The organism is Promicromonospora citrea (assembly GCF_013004695.1).
Taxonomy (GTDB): domain Bacteria; phylum Actinomycetota; class Actinomycetes; order Actinomycetales; family Cellulomonadaceae; genus Promicromonospora; species Promicromonospora citrea.
This window is the reverse complement of sequence record NZ_JABEMG010000110.1, coordinates 1-14,959: the sequence shown is the minus strand read 5'-3', so window position 1 is coordinate 14,959 and position 14,959 is coordinate 1. Positions and strand designations below refer to the sequence as shown.

At 73.9% G+C, this 14,959-nt stretch carries 15 protein-coding genes; 14 read left to right on the top strand and 1 reads right to left on the bottom strand.

The annotated features are described in order from the left end of the window. Positions 1 to 787 (bottom strand): alcohol dehydrogenase catalytic domain-containing protein (locus HLB15_RS17885; protein WP_171107135.1); only part of this gene is annotated, 787 nt, incomplete at its 3' end. A gap of 67 nt (positions 788 to 854) precedes the next feature. Between HLB15_RS17885 and soxR the strand changes: the two genes are divergently transcribed. The 14 genes from soxR to pyrF all read left to right on the top strand — a co-directional run. Further along, positions 855 to 1,340: a redox-sensitive transcriptional activator SoxR gene (soxR, locus tag HLB15_RS17880; RefSeq protein WP_171107133.1), complete on the top strand. Its 486-nt coding sequence runs from the start codon at positions 855 to 857 to the stop codon at positions 1,338 to 1,340. A gap of 80 nt (positions 1,341 to 1,420) precedes the next feature. Next, positions 1,421 to 1,894 carry a type II 3-dehydroquinate dehydratase gene (locus HLB15_RS17875; protein WP_171107132.1) on the top strand — a complete coding sequence of 158 codons (474 nt, stop codon included), beginning with the start codon at positions 1,421 to 1,423 and terminating at the stop codon, positions 1,892 to 1,894. 78 nt (positions 1,895 to 1,972) lie between these two features. Then, positions 1,973 to 2,713 (top strand): SatD family protein, encoded by a 741-nt coding sequence (locus HLB15_RS17870; RefSeq protein ID WP_229785514.1) that lies wholly within the window; start codon positions 1,973 to 1,975, stop codon positions 2,711 to 2,713. Next, a complete protein-coding gene (locus HLB15_RS17865) occupies positions 2,710 to 3,285 on the top strand; it encodes a hypothetical protein (protein ID WP_229785512.1) in 576 nt (191 codons plus the stop codon). The genes HLB15_RS17870 and HLB15_RS17865 overlap by 4 nt, the downstream gene beginning before the upstream one ends. Before the next feature lie 176 nt (positions 3,286 to 3,461). Then, positions 3,462 to 4,025 carry an elongation factor P gene (gene efp, locus HLB15_RS17860; protein WP_171107129.1) on the top strand — a complete coding sequence of 188 codons (564 nt, stop codon included), beginning with the start codon at positions 3,462 to 3,464 and terminating at the stop codon, positions 4,023 to 4,025. A gap of 1 nt (position 4,026) precedes the next feature. Further along, positions 4,027 to 4,443, top strand: coding sequence for a transcription antitermination factor NusB (gene nusB, locus HLB15_RS17855; RefSeq protein ID WP_171107127.1), 417 nt, complete (start codon positions 4,027 to 4,029; stop codon positions 4,441 to 4,443). A 13-nt stretch (positions 4,444 to 4,456) separates the two neighbouring features. Beyond that, the gene (locus HLB15_RS17850) at positions 4,457 to 5,713 is read left to right on the top strand and encodes an MFS transporter (protein WP_171107125.1); all 1,257 of its coding nucleotides are present in this window, start codon (positions 4,457 to 4,459) and stop codon (positions 5,711 to 5,713) included. A gap of 138 nt (positions 5,714 to 5,851) precedes the next feature. Then, on the top strand, positions 5,852 to 6,532 hold the full coding sequence (pyrR, locus tag HLB15_RS17845; RefSeq protein WP_229785511.1) for a bifunctional pyr operon transcriptional regulator/uracil phosphoribosyltransferase PyrR: 681 nt from the start codon (positions 5,852 to 5,854) through the stop codon (positions 6,530 to 6,532). Continuing rightward, positions 6,529 to 7,539: an aspartate carbamoyltransferase catalytic subunit gene (locus HLB15_RS17840; protein ID WP_171107123.1), complete on the top strand. Its 1,011-nt coding sequence runs from the start codon at positions 6,529 to 6,531 to the stop codon at positions 7,537 to 7,539. The genes pyrR and HLB15_RS17840 overlap by 4 nt, the downstream gene beginning before the upstream one ends. Then, positions 7,536 to 8,894: a dihydroorotase gene (locus HLB15_RS17835; protein WP_229785509.1), complete on the top strand. Its 1,359-nt coding sequence runs from the start codon at positions 7,536 to 7,538 to the stop codon at positions 8,892 to 8,894. Before HLB15_RS17840 ends, HLB15_RS17835 begins: the two co-directional genes overlap by 4 nt. Continuing rightward, positions 8,891 to 9,502: a PH-like domain-containing protein gene (locus HLB15_RS17830; RefSeq protein ID WP_171107121.1), complete on the top strand. Its 612-nt coding sequence runs from the start codon at positions 8,891 to 8,893 to the stop codon at positions 9,500 to 9,502. The genes HLB15_RS17835 and HLB15_RS17830 overlap by 4 nt, the downstream gene beginning before the upstream one ends. Further along, positions 9,499 to 10,830, top strand: a complete 1,332-nt coding sequence (gene carA, locus HLB15_RS17825; protein WP_189087049.1) for a glutamine-hydrolyzing carbamoyl-phosphate synthase small subunit — start codon at positions 9,499 to 9,501, stop codon at positions 10,828 to 10,830. The genes HLB15_RS17830 and carA overlap by 4 nt, the downstream gene beginning before the upstream one ends. Continuing rightward, positions 10,830 to 14,249 carry a carbamoyl-phosphate synthase large subunit gene (gene carB / locus HLB15_RS17820; RefSeq protein ID WP_171107119.1) on the top strand — a complete coding sequence of 1,140 codons (3,420 nt, stop codon included), beginning with the start codon at positions 10,830 to 10,832 and terminating at the stop codon, positions 14,247 to 14,249. The genes carA and carB overlap by 1 nt, the downstream gene beginning before the upstream one ends. 35 nt (positions 14,250 to 14,284) lie before the next feature. After that, the coding region (gene pyrF, locus HLB15_RS17815; protein ID WP_212760033.1) for an orotidine-5'-phosphate decarboxylase at positions 14,285 to 14,959 on the top strand (675 nt) is incomplete at its 3' end.

Below are 14,959 nucleotides of genomic sequence, written 5' to 3'. Positions count from 1 at the left end.
CGGTGCCGAGCTCGCCTCCGACACCGTCCAGGACGACGGTCGCGCGCTCGCCGCCGAGCGCGGCCCGGGCGGCGCGCTCCCACCCGTCGACGGAGTAGTCGACGAGCGCGAGCCGGTCGGCGTCCGGGGGCGCGGACCCGTCCCTGCCGGCCGGCTCGTGCCGGTCGACGTGTCCCGGTCCGGGCGCCCTCCCGTCCCGCCCGGGCCCGGCCACCAGCCCACGCAGCGCCGCGAGCTTGGTCTGCCCGCCCGCCAGAGCGACGACGCGCGCGCCGACGTGCAGCGCCTCCTGCACGAACAGGCTGCCCAGCCCGCCGGCCGCTGCGGTGACGACGACCACGTCGTCCGCGGCGATCTCCGCGACGTCGAGGGTGTACACCGCCGTCCGGCCGGTACCGACGAGGGCGACGGCGGACGCCGGCTCGAGGGGCGCGTCGCCGTCGAGCGTGTGGAGCGTCCCGACGCCGGTGACGACCCGCCGGGCGTACCCGCCGCCGTCGGGCACGGGACCGAGGTGCGCCGCCACGAGGCGGCCGCGCCATGCGGGGTCCACGCCGGGGCCGACGTCGGAGACGGTGCCCGCGACCTCCCGGCCGGGGACCGCGGGCAGGCTCGGCAGCGGGAGGGGTGCGTCGGTGTCGCCGCGGCGCAGCGCGGTGTCGAGCAGGTGGACGCCGTGCGCGACGGCGTCGACGAGCACCTGGCCCGGGCCGGGGACGGGGTCCGGGACCTGCTCGAGCACGAGGACCTCGGGCGGGCCGAACGTGTGGTGTCTGATGGCGTCCATGCCGCGATCCTCTAACCTGAACCAAAGTTGAGGTCAATCCCCTCGTACCGCCGAATGGAGATCACCCGTGGAAGCACCGCACCCCGCCGTCCCCTGGGACCGTGACGAGCTGACGGTCGGCGACCTCGCCGCCCGCAGCGGCGTGTCGGTCTCGGCCCTGCACTTCTACGAGCGCAAGGGCCTGATCTCCAGCCGGCGGACGTCGGGCAACCAGCGGCGCTACCGCCGCGAGACGCTGCGCCGCGTCGCCTTCATCCGGGTCTCGCAGCGGGTCGGCATCCCGCTCGCGGACATCGGCGCGGCGCTCGCCACCCTGCCGGGGGACCGCACACCGACGGCGAAGGACTGGCGCCGCATCTCCCAGGCGTGGCACGACGACCTCGACGCGCGGATCGAGCAGCTGTCCCGGCTGCGCGACCACCTCACGGACTGCATCGGCTGCGGTTGCCTGTCCCTGCGCAGGTGCGCCCTGACCAACCCGCACGACGAGCTCGCCGAGTCCGGTCCCGGGCCGCGCACGCTGCTCGTGGAAGGGCTGGACGACGGCGCCTGACCGGTGCGGCGGGGTCGGAGCCGGGCACGCCTGCCGCCCCGCGCCGACGCCGCGCGCTCGCTGCCAGTAGGCTCGCCGCCATGGTCTCCGCACTGCCCCCTGTCGCACTGCCCCGTGTCCTGGTGCTCAACGGTCCCAACCTCGGTCGGCTCGGCGTCCGCGAGCCCGAGGTCTACGGCCACGCCTCGATGGCCGACCTCGAGTCGGCCGCGACGACGTGGGGCAAGGAGCTCGGCCTCGAGGTCGACGTGCGCCAGACCGACGCGGAGTCCGAGATCGTGGGCTGGCTCCACGAGGCCGTCGACGCCGGTGCGCACGTGGTCCTCAACCCCGCGGCGTTCACGCACTACTCGTACGCCCTGCGCGACGCGGCGGCCCAGGTGACGACGGCGGGTCTTCTCCTGGTCGAGGTGCACCTGTCGAACCCGGCCACGCGCGAGTCGTTCCGGCACTACTCGGTGGTCGCGGGCGTCGCGACGGGGACGGTGGCGGGCTTCGGGTTCGACTCGTACCGGCTGGCGCTGTCGGCGCTCGCGGCGAAGCTGGATCGCTAGATCAAGGCCCAGGCCTTGATAATTCCCAATCAAGGCCTGAGGCTTGATGCATGCCGTTCGCGCGCGTAGGGTTGAGGCGTGATCGTCCTGACCATCGACCAGCGCGGATCGACGCGCGCCGAGGACCGCGTGCCCGAGGTGCTCGAGCGCCTCGGGGCGTGGTCCCACGGCCGGGCCGGGACGGCGGTGCCGTTCGCCCGCACGGTGGGGGACGAGGTCCAGGGCGTGCTCGACGGGTCTCCCGACGGCGCCCTCCTCGCCGTCGACCTGACGCTCGCGCTGCTGCGTGACCAGGGCTGGAGCGTCGGGATCGGCGTCGGCCCGGTCGAGCACCCGCTGCCCGAGGTCTCCCGCGACGGGAGGGGGCCCGCCTTCTACCGGGCGCGCGACGCCGTCGAGCGCGCCAAGACCCGGAGCCGCGGTACGTCCGTCGCCGTCGAGGGGTCGGCGAGTGCGGCTGGTGCGAAACGGGCAGAGGAGGTTGAATCGCTCCTGCGCCTGCTCGGGGCCGTCCGCGCCCGGCGGTCGCCCCGGGGCTGGGAGGCCGTGGACCTGCTGTCCGGGCTGGACGACCGGCCCGGACGCCAGAAGATCGCCGCCCAGTCGCTCGCGGTGAGCGAGCAGGCGATGAGCCAGCGGGTCCGGGCGGCGCTCTGGCAGGAGGAGGAAGCGGTACGGCCCCTGGCCGTGCGCCTCCTCACCGAGCTGGACGGACAGGACGAGCTGGACGGACAGGACGAGCCGGGGCCGGACGAGCCGGACGAGCCGGTGCACGACGACGACGCGCGCGACGAGCTGAGGGGAACCGGCACACCGTGACCTGGGACATGCTGGACGACATCGACGGATGGCGCTGGGCGGCGGTCGCCGCGATCTGGCTCGTGACGCTCGCGGTCAGCGTCGTGGCCGGCTCGTGGGTGGTGCCCTGGGTGCTGCGCCGGGCGAGCCGTGGCGACCTGCCCTGGACGCGGTACGAGCCGCCGGTCTACCCGCAGTCGCTCGAGGAACGGCCCCAGGGGAGCCCCGAGGAAGGCGCCGCGCCGCAGGGTCAGGAGCCCGGTGGCGCGGCCGCGGGCGCCGGGCGGGACGAGGCGTCCGGGGCCGACGAGGCGGGCCCGACCGGGACCATGCACCCGCAGGCCGTCGCCGTCCTGCGCGGCGGGGGCTGGCTCGGCGTGCTCGAGCGCCTCGCGATCACGGGGTCGCTGCTGGCGGGCTACCCGTACGGCATCGCGATCGTCGTGGCCATCAAGGGCCTGGGCCGGTACGCCGAGCTGCGCGACCAGCCTGTCGCCTCGGAGCGGTTCGTGGTCGGCACGCTGGCGTCGCTCATCTGGTCGGTCGCCACGGGCCTCGCCGGGCTGCTGGCGATCAACACGCTGGTGGTCTGACGGCACCCCGATCGCTCCCGTGATGATCCGCGGGATCTGATGGTCCGTTAGACTTGACCGCTGCTGCTTGACACCCTTGATCGTGTGCCGGAACATCCCGGCCGATCGCCCCCCAGCCGCCGGCCCCGCCGTCGGCGTGCCCTGGGGTCCACCGACACCGACACAGGAAGACGAACGTGGCTACCTCGAACGACATCAAGAACGGCACCGTGCTCCGCATCGACGGTCAGCTCTGGACCATCACCGAGTTCCAGCACGTCAAGCCGGGCAAGGGTGGCGCGTTCGTCCGCACGAAGATGAAGAACGTGCTGTCCGGCAAGGTCGTCGACAAGACGTTCAACGCGGGGATCAAGGTCGAGACCGCCAACGTCGACCGTCGCGACTTCCAGTACCTGTACATGGACGGCGAGGACTTCGTCTTCATGGACAACGACACCTACGACCAGATCACGGTGCCCGCCGCGACCGTCGGCGACGCCAAGGACTACATGCTCGAGGGCATGAACGTCATGCTCGCCTCGAACGACGGCACGCCGCTGTACATCGAGCTGCCCGCGTCGGTGGTGCTCGAGATCACCTACACCGAGCCGGGCCTGCAGGGCGACCGCTCGACCGGCGGCACCAAGCCCGCCACCCTCGAGACCGGCGCCGAGATCCAGGTGCCGCTCTTCCTCGAGCAGGGCGTGAAGGTCAAGGTCGACACCCGCACCGGCGACTACCTCGGTCGCGTCACCGACTGACGTGGGCGCACGGACCAAGGCGCGCAAGCGCGCCGCAGACATCCTCTTCGAGGCCGAGCAGCGTGGTATCGACCCGCTGAAGCTCCTCGCCGACCGCGTCGCCGTGCCGCACACCGAGGCGTCGGTGCCGCAGTACACGGTCGAGATCGTCGAGGGCGTCGTCGCCCACCGCGAGCGCATCGACGAGGTCCTGGAGACGTACTCCCAGGGCTGGACGCTGGCTCGCATGCCGGCCGTCGACCGCGCGCTGCTGCGGATCGGCACGTGGGAGGTCCTGTTCAACGACGACGTGCCCGACGCCGTCGCCCTGGACGAGGCGGTCGACCTGGCCGGTGACCTGTCCACGGACGAGTCGCCGGCGTTCGTCAACGGCCTCCTCGGCCGGGTCAAGGACCTGAAGCCCACCCTGCTGGCCTGACGGCCGTACCCGCGTGACCCCCGGTCCCGGTTCCGGACGGTCCGACGAGCGCCGCCTGCTCGTCGCGCTGTTCGGTGCCGGGACCGCGGCGTTCGCGCAGCTCTACGCGCCGCAAGCGGTGCTGCCCGACGCCGCGCGCGAGCTGGCGACGTCGGCCTCCACGACCGCGCTGCTCGTCTCCGCCGCGACCCTCGGGCTGGCGGCGGGCGTGCTGCCCTGGGCGTGGGTGGCCGACCGGGTCGGCCGGGTCCGGGCCATGACGGCGGCGCTCCTCGGCGCCACGGCCGTGGGTCTCGCCGTACCGCTCGCGCCGTCGTTCCCGGTGATCGTGGCGGGGCGCGCCGTCGAGGGGCTGCTCGTGGCGGGCGTGCCCGCGGTCGCGATGGCCTACCTCACCGAGACGCTGCCCGCCGCGGCGGTGCCGCGCGCCGCCGGGACGTACGTCGCGGGCACCTCGATGGGCGGGCTGCTCGGGCGGCTCGTCGCGGGCGGGGTCGCCGAGCTGTTCGGCTGGCGGGCAGGCGTCGGCGCCGTGGCGGCGGCCTGCCTGGTCGCCACCGCGCTGTTCGTCGGGCTCGCGCCGCGCGACCGTGCCTCGGGCGCACGCTCGCGCGGACGCCCGCGTGAGGAGACCTCGCACGACGAGACCCCGCGCGACGTCGTCGGCGCGCCCGGCCCGGGGGAGCGGGCCGACGGCGGCGCACCCGGCCCGCACCGCCTCCGCGTCCTGCTCAGCCCGCGCCTCCTCGTCCTGGACGCCCAGGGCCTGCTGCTCATGGGCGGCTTCGTCGCCGTGTACAACTACCTCGGCTTCCGCCTCACCGCCGCGCCCTTCGGCCTGTCCGCCGGCACGGTGAGCCTCGTGTTCCTCGCCTACCTCGCGGGCACCTGGTCCTCGGCCCGCACCGGACGGCTCGTCGTGCGGCACGGCAGGCGGCGGGTCCTGGTCGCGTCCACCGGGGTGATGGCCCTCGGCGTGGCCGCGACGCTGTCGGCCTGGCTGCCCGTCGTCCTCGCGGGTCTGGTGGTGCTCACGGCCGGGTTCTTCGGCGCCCACGCCGTGGCCTCCGGGTGGACGCCGGTCGCGGCGCCGCGGGCGCGCACGCAGGCCGCCGCCGTCTACAACCTGGCGTACTACGGCGGGTCGAGCCTGTTCGGGTGGCTCGGCGGCGTCGGCTTCGCGCTGGCGGGCTGGCCCGGCACCGTCGGCCTGGTGCTCGCGCTCGTCGCCCTCGCGGCGGGTCTGGCCACGGCGGTGCTGCGCGACTGACCCGACCCGCCCGGGTGTGAGCAACGCCCCTCGTGCGCCCTGTGGACAGCGGCGTCCGGGGCCCGCGGGGCGGGTTAGGGTGGTGGCTGTCAGACTCCCTTTAATCCCGTCCCGTGAGGCGGAGAAGGAGGTCGCCAGATGAGTCCTGGCAGCCGCATGCCCGCATCCAGCACCACCCCCGCCGGCGCTCCGGCCGGCCCGTCGACAGCCCCCTCGTCAGGCCCCGACCGCACGGTCCTCGGCGAGGCCGACATCTCCCGCGCGCTGACCCGCATCGCCCACGAGGTCGTGGAGCGCAACAGGGGCGCCGCCGACGTGGTGCTCCTCGGGATCCCGACGCGCGGCGTGCAGCTCGCGCGCCGCCTGGCCGAGCGTCTCGCGCAGATCGAGCCGTCGTTCGACGGCGAGTTCGGCACCCTCGACGTCACCATGTACCGCGACGACCTGCGTCGGCAGCCCACGCGCGCCGTCGGGCAGACGGTGCTGCCGGGCAGCCTCGGCGGCACGGTCGACGACAAGGTGGTCGTGCTGGTGGACGACGTCCTGTTCTCGGGCCGCACCATCCGCGCCGCGCTCGACGCCCTCAACGACCTGGGCCGCCCGCGCGTGGTGCAGCTCGCCGCGCTCGTGGACCGCGGGCACCGTGAGCTCCCGATCCGCGCCGACTACGTGGGCAAGAACCTGCCGACCTCGCGCACCGAGCGTGTCCGGGTGCGCCTGGCGGACGTCGACGGCGTCCCCGACTCGGTCGTCATCAGCCCCACCGCGTCCGGCTCCCCGTCCGGCCCCGCGTCGGACCAGGACGGAGGCGAGCGGTGAAGCACCTGCTGACCACCCAGGGACTGGCCAAGGACGACGCGATCCTCCTGCTCGACACGGCCGCGCAGATGGCCGCGACCCAGTCCCGGGAGAACAAGAAGCTGCCGACGCTGCGCGGCCGCACCGTGGTGAACCTGTTCTACGAGGACTCCACGCGCACCCGGATCTCGTTCGAGACGGCGGCCAAGCGCCTGTCGGCGGACGTCATCAACTTCTCGGCCAAGGGGTCGAGCGTGTCCAAGGGCGAGTCGCTCAAGGACACCGCCCTGACGCTGCACGCCATGGGCGCCGACGCCGTCGTGGTACGGCACTCGGCGTCGGGCGCCGCCCACCAGCTCGCGCACGCGGGCTGGCTCGACGCGGGCGTGCTCAACGCGGGCGACGGCATGCACCAGCACCCCACGCAGGCGCTGCTGGACGCCTTCACGATCCGCCGCCACCTGGTCGGCGGGGTGGGGCACGACGGCCGGGGTGCCGACACCTCCGCGGGCGCCGACCTCGCCGGGCTGCGCGTCGCGATCGTCGGCGACGTGCTGCACTCGCGTGTCGCGCGCTCGAACGTGTACCTGCTGCACACGCTCGGCGCGGAGGTGACGCTGGTCGCTCCGCCGACGCTCGTGCCGGTGGGGGTGGAGACGTGGCCGTGCCGGGTGTCGTACCACCTGGACAAGACGCTCGAGCAGTGGCAGCCGGATGCCGTCATGATGCTGCGGGTGCAGCGCGAGCGGATGTCCGGCGGGTCGGGTGCGTTCTTCCCGAGCCCGATGGAGTACAGCCGCAAGTTCGGGTTCGACGCCCACCGGCTGGCGGTGCTGCCGGACCACGCGGTCGTGCTGCACCCCGGGCCGATGAACCGCGGCCTGGAGATCTCCGCGGCCGCCGCCGACCACGAACGCTCCGTGATCGTGGAGCAGGTGGCCAACGGCGTCGCCGTCCGGATGGCGGCGCTGTACCTGCTGCTGTCCGGAGAAGTGAGCGAGAACACCGACGAGAGGACCGCCCCGTGACCGAAGCGCACCCGCAGGCCTACGTGCTGCGAGGAGCCCGTCCGTACGGCACCGACCCGGTGGACGTCGTGCTGGCCGACGGCGTGGTCGCCGCCCTGGGCGCGCCCGGCACGGTCACGGTGCCCGACGGCGCCCGCGAGATCGACGCGCAGGGGTACGTGCTGCTGCCCGGCCTGGTCGACCTGCACACCCACCTGCGCGAGCCGGGCCGTGAGGACGCCGAGACCGTGTTCTCCGGCACGCGCGCCGCGGCGGCCGGCGGGTTCACCGCGGTGCACGCCATGGCGAACACGACGCCGACGCAGGACACGGCGGGCGTCGTCGAGCAGGTGTACCGCCTGGGGCAGGAGGCCGGCTGGGTCGACGTGCACCCGGTCGGCGCGGTCACGGTGGGCCTGGGCGGCGAGAAGCTCGCCGAGCTGGGCGCCATGGCCGACTCCGCGGCCCGCGTGCGGGTCTTCTCCGACGACGGGAAGTGCGTGCACGACCCGGTCCTGATGCGCCGCGCGCTGGAGTACGTCAAGGCGTTCGACGGCGTCGTGGCCCAGCACGCGCAGGAGCCGCGCCTCACGGAGGGCGCGCAGATGAACGAGGGCGTCGTCTCGGCGCAGATCGGCCTGACGGGCTGGCCCGCGGTGGCCGAGGAGTCGATCATCGCGCGTGACGTGCTGCTGGCCGAGCACGTCGGCTCGCGCCTGCACGTGTGCCACCTGTCGACCGCGGGGTCGGTGGAGATCGTCCGCTGGGCCAAGGGCCGCGGCATCGACGTCACCGCCGAGGTGACGCCGCACCACCTGGTCCTCACCGACGAGCTGGCCCGCGACTACGACCCGGTGTTCAAGGTGAACCCGCCGCTGCGCACGGCCGCCGACGTCGAGGCGGTCCGCCAGGGGCTGGCCGACGGCACCATCGACATCGTCGCCACCGACCACGCGCCGCACCCGGTCGAGGACAAGGACTGCGAGTGGTCGGCGGCCGCGTTCGGCATGACCGGCCTGGAGACCGCCCTGTCGGTGGTGCAGCAGACCATGGTCGACACCGGGCGCATGACGTGGGCCGACGTCGCGCGCGTGCTGTCCGAGAACCCCGCCCGCATCGGCCGGATCGACGCCACGCAGGGTCGGCCGGTCGCGCTCGGCGAGCCCGCGAACCTGACCCTCGTCGACCCGTCGGCCACCCGCACGATCGACGGCCGCACCCAGGTCACCGCCAGCTCGAACACCCCGTTCGCGGGGACGCGGCTGCCGGGTCGGGTGGTGGCGACGTTCCTGCGTGGCCGCGCCACGGTGCTCGATGGTGCGGTCGTCGACACCGCGGCGGGCACGCCCACCTCTCTCGAAGGAGCCGCCCGATGACCGCGCTCGCGATCGCCCTGCTGGCCGCGCTGGCGGTCTTCCTGGTCCTGTACGTGACGCTCGTCGGACGACGACGGCTCGCGCAGCGCACCACCGCCGTCGTGCCGCTGCCGCCCGAGGCCCCCGGCTCGGGCGACGGGACGGGCGCCGGCCGCGGCGCCGTCCGGTTCGGCCCGCTCGAAGCCGTGTACGTCTCGACCACGCTGCACGGCGACTGGCTCGCGCGGGTCGGTGCGCACGGCCTGGGCGACCGCTCGGCCGCGCAGGTCACCGTGCACGACGCCGGGATCGCCGTCGAGCGCCAGGGCGCCAGGGACGTGTGGGTGCCCGTCGACGCGATCCGCAGCGCGAACCTGGCGCCCGGCATGGCTGGCAAGTACGTCGGCGCGGACGGCCTGGTCGTGGTGACCTGGGCCGTCCCCGCCGCCGACGGCGTGCCGCCCGCCCTGGTCGACACGGGCCTGCGCACGCGCCGCGCCGTCGACCGCGGCGCCCTCGTGGACGCCGTGCGGCACCTGCTCGCCGAGCAGCCGCACCGTCCGCAGCCCGTCCAGCAGCACCCCGAGCAGCACCCCCAGCACCACCCGTACCAGCAGGAGGCCCGGTGACCACCGCGACGACCCCACAGCCCGCGATCCTCGTCCTCGAGGACGGCACGACCCACCGCGGCCGCGCGTTCGGTGCCACGGGCACCACCTTCGGCGAGATCGTGTTCTCCACCGGCATGACCGGGTACCAGGAGACCCTGACCGACCCGTCCTACCACCGGCAGATCGTCGTCATGACGGCGCCGCACGTCGGCAACACCGGCGTCAACGACGAGGACCCCGAGTCGGGCAAGATCTGGGTGTCCGGCTACGTCGTGCGCGACCCCGCCCGGCGCGTGTCGAGCTGGCGCGCGCAGCGCTCGCTGACCGAGGAGCTGGCGGCGCAGGGCGTCGTCGGCATCTCCGACGTCGACACCCGCGCCCTGACCCGCCGCCTGCGCGAGGAGGGCGTCATGCGCGCGGGCATCTTCTCGGGCGACGACCTCGTGCGCGACGGGTACCCGCGCACCGTCGAGGAGCTCGTCGCCGAGGTCAAGGCCGCCCCGCAGATGGCGGGTGCCGACCTGGCCCGCGAGGTCTCCACCACGCAGGCGTACACGGTCGAGCCCAGCGGCGAGCACGCGGGCCGCACGCCCCTGGCCACGGTCGTCGCCGTCGACCTCGGCATCAAGGCCATGACGCCGCAGCGCCTGGCCGAGCGCGGCGTCCGCGTCGTCGTCGTGCCGCAGTCGTCCACCATCGCCGACATCGAGGCCGCCCTGCCCGACGACGGGACCCCCGGCGGCGTCTTCTTCTCCAACGGGCCCGGCGACCCCGCCGCGTCCCACCACGAGGTCGAGCTGCTGCGCGCCGTCCTGGACCGCCGCATCCCGTTCTTCGGTATCTGCTTCGGCAACCAGATCCTCGGCCGCGCCCTCGGGTACGGCACCTACAAGCTCGGCTACGGCCACCGCGGCATCAACCAGCCCGTGCTCGACCGCACCACCGGCAAGGTCGAGGTCACCGCGCACAACCACGGCTTCGCCGTCGACGCCCCCGTCGTCGACGAGGCCGGCGCGCCCGCCGTGTCCCGGGCCCCGTACGACGAGGCCCGGCGCGCCGCCGGGGACGACACCGGGGACGACACCGGGGACGACACCGCCCGCTACGGCCGCGTCGTCGTCTCCCACGTCGGCCTCAACGACCAGGTCGTCGAGGGCCTCACCTGCCTCGACCTGCCCGCCTTCTCCGTCCAGTACCACCCCGAGGCCGCGGCCGGCCCGCACGACGCCGCCTACCTGTTCGACCGGTTCGTCGGCCTGCTGACCGACCCGGCCGCGTGGCCGCCCGCCCTGAAGACCCCCATCACCACCAGCGCCACCACCAGCACGATCGAGGAGAACCTCTGATGCCCCGCCGCCCCGACATCTCCTCGGTCCTGGTCATCGGGTCCGGCCCGATCGTCATCGGCCAGGCCTGCGAGTTCGACTACTCCGGCACCCAGGCGTGCCGGGTGCTCAAGGAGGAGGGCCTGCGCGTCGTCCTCGTGAACTCCAACCCGGCCACGATCATGACCGACCCGGAGTTCGCCGACGCCACCTACGTCGAGCCGATCACCACCGAGGTGCTCACCTCCATCATCGCCAAGGAGCGGCCCGACGCCCTCCTGCCCACCCTCGGCGGGCAGACCGCGCTGAACGCCGCCATCGCCCTCGACGAGGCAGGCGTCCTGGAGAAGTACGGCGTCGAGCTCATCGGCGCCAACATCCCCGCCATCCAGAAGGGCGAGGACCGCCAGCAGTTCAAGGACGTCGTCGAGAAGTGCGGCGGCGAGTCCGCCCGCTCCGAGATCGTGCACACCATCGACGAGGCCCTCGCCGCGGCCGACGTCCTCGGCTACCCCATGGTCGTGCGCCCCTCCTTCACCATGGGCGGCCTCGGCTCCGGCCTCGCCTACGACGAGGACGACCTGCGCCGCATCGTCGGCCAGGGCCTGCACTACTCGCCGACCACCGAGGTGCTCCTCGAGGAGTCCATCCTCGGCTGGAAGGAGTACGAGCTCGAGCTCATGCGCGACAAGGACGACAACGTCGTGGTCGTCTGCTCCATCGAGAACGTCGACCCCGTCGGCGTGCACACCGGCGACTCCGTCACCGTCGCGCCCGCCCTGACCCTCACCGACCGCGAGTACCAGAAGCTGCGCGACATCGGCATCGCCGTCATCCGCGAGGTCGGCGTCGACACCGGCGGCTGCAACATCCAGTTCGCCGTCGACCCGCAGACCGGGCGCGTCATCGTCATCGAGATGAACCCCCGCGTCTCCCGCTCCTCGGCCCTGGCCTCCAAGGCCACCGGCTTCCCGATCGCCAAGATCGCCGCCAAGCTCGCCGTCGGCTACACCCTCGACGAGATCCCCAACGACATCACCCAGGTCACCCCGGCCAGCTTCGAGCCCACGCTCGACTACGTCGTCGTCAAGGTGCCCCGCTTCGCGTTCGAGAAGTTCCCCGCCGCCGACGACACCCTCACCACCACCATGAAGTCCGTCGGCGAGGCCATGGCGCTGGGCCGCAACTTCACCGAGGCCCTCGGCAAGGCCCTGCGCTCCATCGACAAGGGCGGCGTCACCTTCCACTGGGACGGCGACGCCCCGGCCGGCGACGAGCTCGCACGCCTCCTGCAGGAGATCCAGCGACCCACCGAGCAGCGCCTCGTCCAGGTCCAGCAGGTCCTGCGCTCCGTCGGCGAGCCCGGCGGCGCCACCCTCGAGCAGGTCTTCGACGCCACCGGCATCGACCCCTGGTTCCTCGACCAGATCCTGCTCGTCAACGAGGTCGCCGCCGAGGTCGCCGCCGCGCCCACCGTCACGCAGGACCTCCTGCGCCACGCCAAGCGCCACGGCCTGTCCGACGCCCAGGTCGCCCGCCTGCGCGGCATGGGCCCGACCGGCGAGGCCACCGTCCGCGAGATCCGCCACGCCCTCGGCGTCCGCCCCGTCTACAAGACCGTCGACACCTGCGCCGCCGAGTTCGCCGCCAGGACGCCCTACCACTACTCCAGCTACGACGACGAGACCGAGGTCGCCCCCCGCGAGCGCGAGGCCGTCATCATCCTCGGCTCCGGCCCCAACCGCATCGGCCAGGGCATCGAGTTCGACTACTCCTGCGTCCACGCCACCCTGGCGCTCGCGGAGAAGTACGAGACCGTCATGGTCAACTGCAACCCCGAGACGGTCTCCACGGACTACGACACCTCCGACCGCCTCTACTTCGAGCCCCTCACCTTCGAGGACGTCCTCGAGGTCTACCAGGCCGAGCTCGCAGCAGGCCCCGTCAAGGGCATCGTCGTCCAGCTCGGCGGCCAGACCCCGCTGGGGCTGGCCCGCCGGCTCGCCGAGGCCGGCCTGCCCATCCTCGGCACCAGCCCCGAGGCCATCGACGCCGCCGAGGACCGCGGCATCTTCGGCCAGGTCCTCCTCGACGCCGGCCTCCCCGCCCCCGCGTTCGGCACCGCCCGCACCCTCGGCCAGGCCCGCGAGGTCGCCGAGAGCATCGGCTACCCCGTGCTCGTGCGTCCCTCGTACGTGCTCGGCGGACGCGGCATGGAGATCGTCTACAGCGCCGAGCAGCTCACCGGTTACGTCGAGCGGGCGCTCGCGGACAGCGCGGCCGCCGCGGCGCCCGGCACGCTCGCCGCGCCGCTGCTCATCGACCGGTTCCTCGACGACGCGATGGAGATCGACGTCGACGCCCTGTTCGACGGCACCGAGCTCTTCCTCGGCGGCGTCATGGAGCACATCGAGGAGGCGGGCATCCACTCGGGCGACTCGGCGTGCGTGCTGCCGCCCGTGTCGCTGAGCGAGATCGAGATCGCCCGCATCCGCCGCTCCACCGAGGCCATCGCGCGCGGCGTCGGGGTGCGTGGCCTGCTCAACGTCCAGTACGCGCTGGTCAGCGACGTGCTGTACGTGCTGGAGGCCAACCCGCGCGCGTCGCGCACCGTGCCGTTCGTGTCCAAGGCGACGGGCACCCCGCTGGCGAAGGCCGCCGCGCGCGTCATGGTGGGCGACACGATCGCCGACCTGCGCGCGGAGGGCCTGCTCCCGGAGCACGACGGCGCCACCCTCGACCTGGGCGCGCCGCTCGCGGTCAAGGAGGCCGTGCTCCCGTTCAAGCGGTTCCGCACGCGCGAGGGCCTGGTCGTGGACTCGGTGCTCGGCCCGGAGATGCGCTCCACGGGCGAGGTCATGGGCTTTGACAAGGACTTCCCGCACGCGTTCGCCAAGTCGCAGGCCGCGGCGTTCGGTGGGCTCCCGACGTCGGGCACAGCGTTCGTCTCGGTGGCCGACAGCGACAAGCGGCAGGTCGTGTTCCCTGTCAAGCGCCTGGTCGAGCTCGGCTTCCGCGTGCTGGCCACCGAGGGCACCGCCACGGTGCTGCGCCGCAACGGCATCGAGGCGACGGTGGTGCGCAAGCACACCGAGGGCCGCGGGCCGGACGGCGAGCTGACCGTCGTGGGGCTCATCTCCGAGGGGCAGATCGACCTCGTCGTGAACTCGCCCTCGGGCCAGGGCGCCCGCGCCGACGGCTACGAGATCCGTGCCGCGACGACCGCGGCCGACAAGCCGATCGCCACCACCGTGGACCAGCTCGCCGCGGCGGTGCAGGGCATCGAGGCGGTGCTCGCCGGGCCGTTCGAGGTCGCGAGCCTGCAGGAGCACACGGCGGCGACGGCGGCCCGGCTGGCGGCCGCCGGGTCCGCGGCCGGGTCCGCGGCCGTGGTGCCCGCCGACGGCGCCGCCGTCGTCCCCGCCGGGACAGGGGCGTGAGCGCGCGGCCCTTCGGGGCGCGGCTCGCCGCCGCCATGGACGACCACGGTCCGCTGTGCGTCGGCATCGACCCGCACGCCTCGCTCCTGCGGGACTGGGGCCTGCCCGACGACGCCGACGGCCTGCGGACGTTCTCCCTGCGGGTCGTGGACGCGCTCGGCGGGCGGGTCGCGGCGTTCAAGCCGCAGGCCGCGTTCTTCGAGCGGCACGGCTCGCGCGGCGTCGCGGTGCTTGAGGAGGTGATCGCCGCGGCGCGCGCCGCGGGCACCCTGACGATCGTCGACGCCAAGCGCGGTGACATCGGCTCGACGATGGGCGCGTACGCCGAGGCGTTCCTCGCCGACGGCTCGCCGCTCGCGGGCGACGCCCTGACCGTCTCGCCCTACCTGGGCTTCGGCTCGCTCGACCCCGCCGTCGAGCTCGCCGCCGCCACGGGGCGCGGGCTGTTCGTGCTGTGCCTGACCTCCAACAAGGAGGGCCACGAGGTCCAGCACGCCCGCACGACCGACGCCTCCGGTCCCGGTGTCGGTGACGGCTCGACCGTCGCCGCGCTCATGGCCGCGCGCGCAGCCGTGCTCAACGCGGGCGCCGAGCCGCTCGGCTCGGTCGGCCTCGTGGTCGGCGCCACCATCGGCGGCGCCGCGACCGCGACCGGCACCGACCTCGTCGCGGTCAACGGCCCCCTGCTGGCGCCGGGCGTCGGCGCGCAG

Excerpts from the sequence above, each read along its gene's own strand:
- HLB15_RS17875 (WP_171107132.1), top strand. The coding sequence starts at position 1,421 with ATGGTCTCCGCACTGCCCCCTGTCGCACTGCCCCGTGTCCTGGTGCTC.
- pyrR (WP_229785511.1), top strand. The coding sequence starts at position 5,852 with ATGAGTCCTGGCAGCCGCATGCCCGCATCCAGCACCACCCCCGCCGGC.
- HLB15_RS17830 (WP_171107121.1), top strand. The coding sequence starts at position 8,891 with ATGACCGCGCTCGCGATCGCCCTGCTGGCCGCGCTGGCGGTCTTCCTG.
- carB (WP_171107119.1), top strand. The coding sequence starts at position 10,830 with ATGCCCCGCCGCCCCGACATCTCCTCGGTCCTGGTCATCGGGTCCGGC.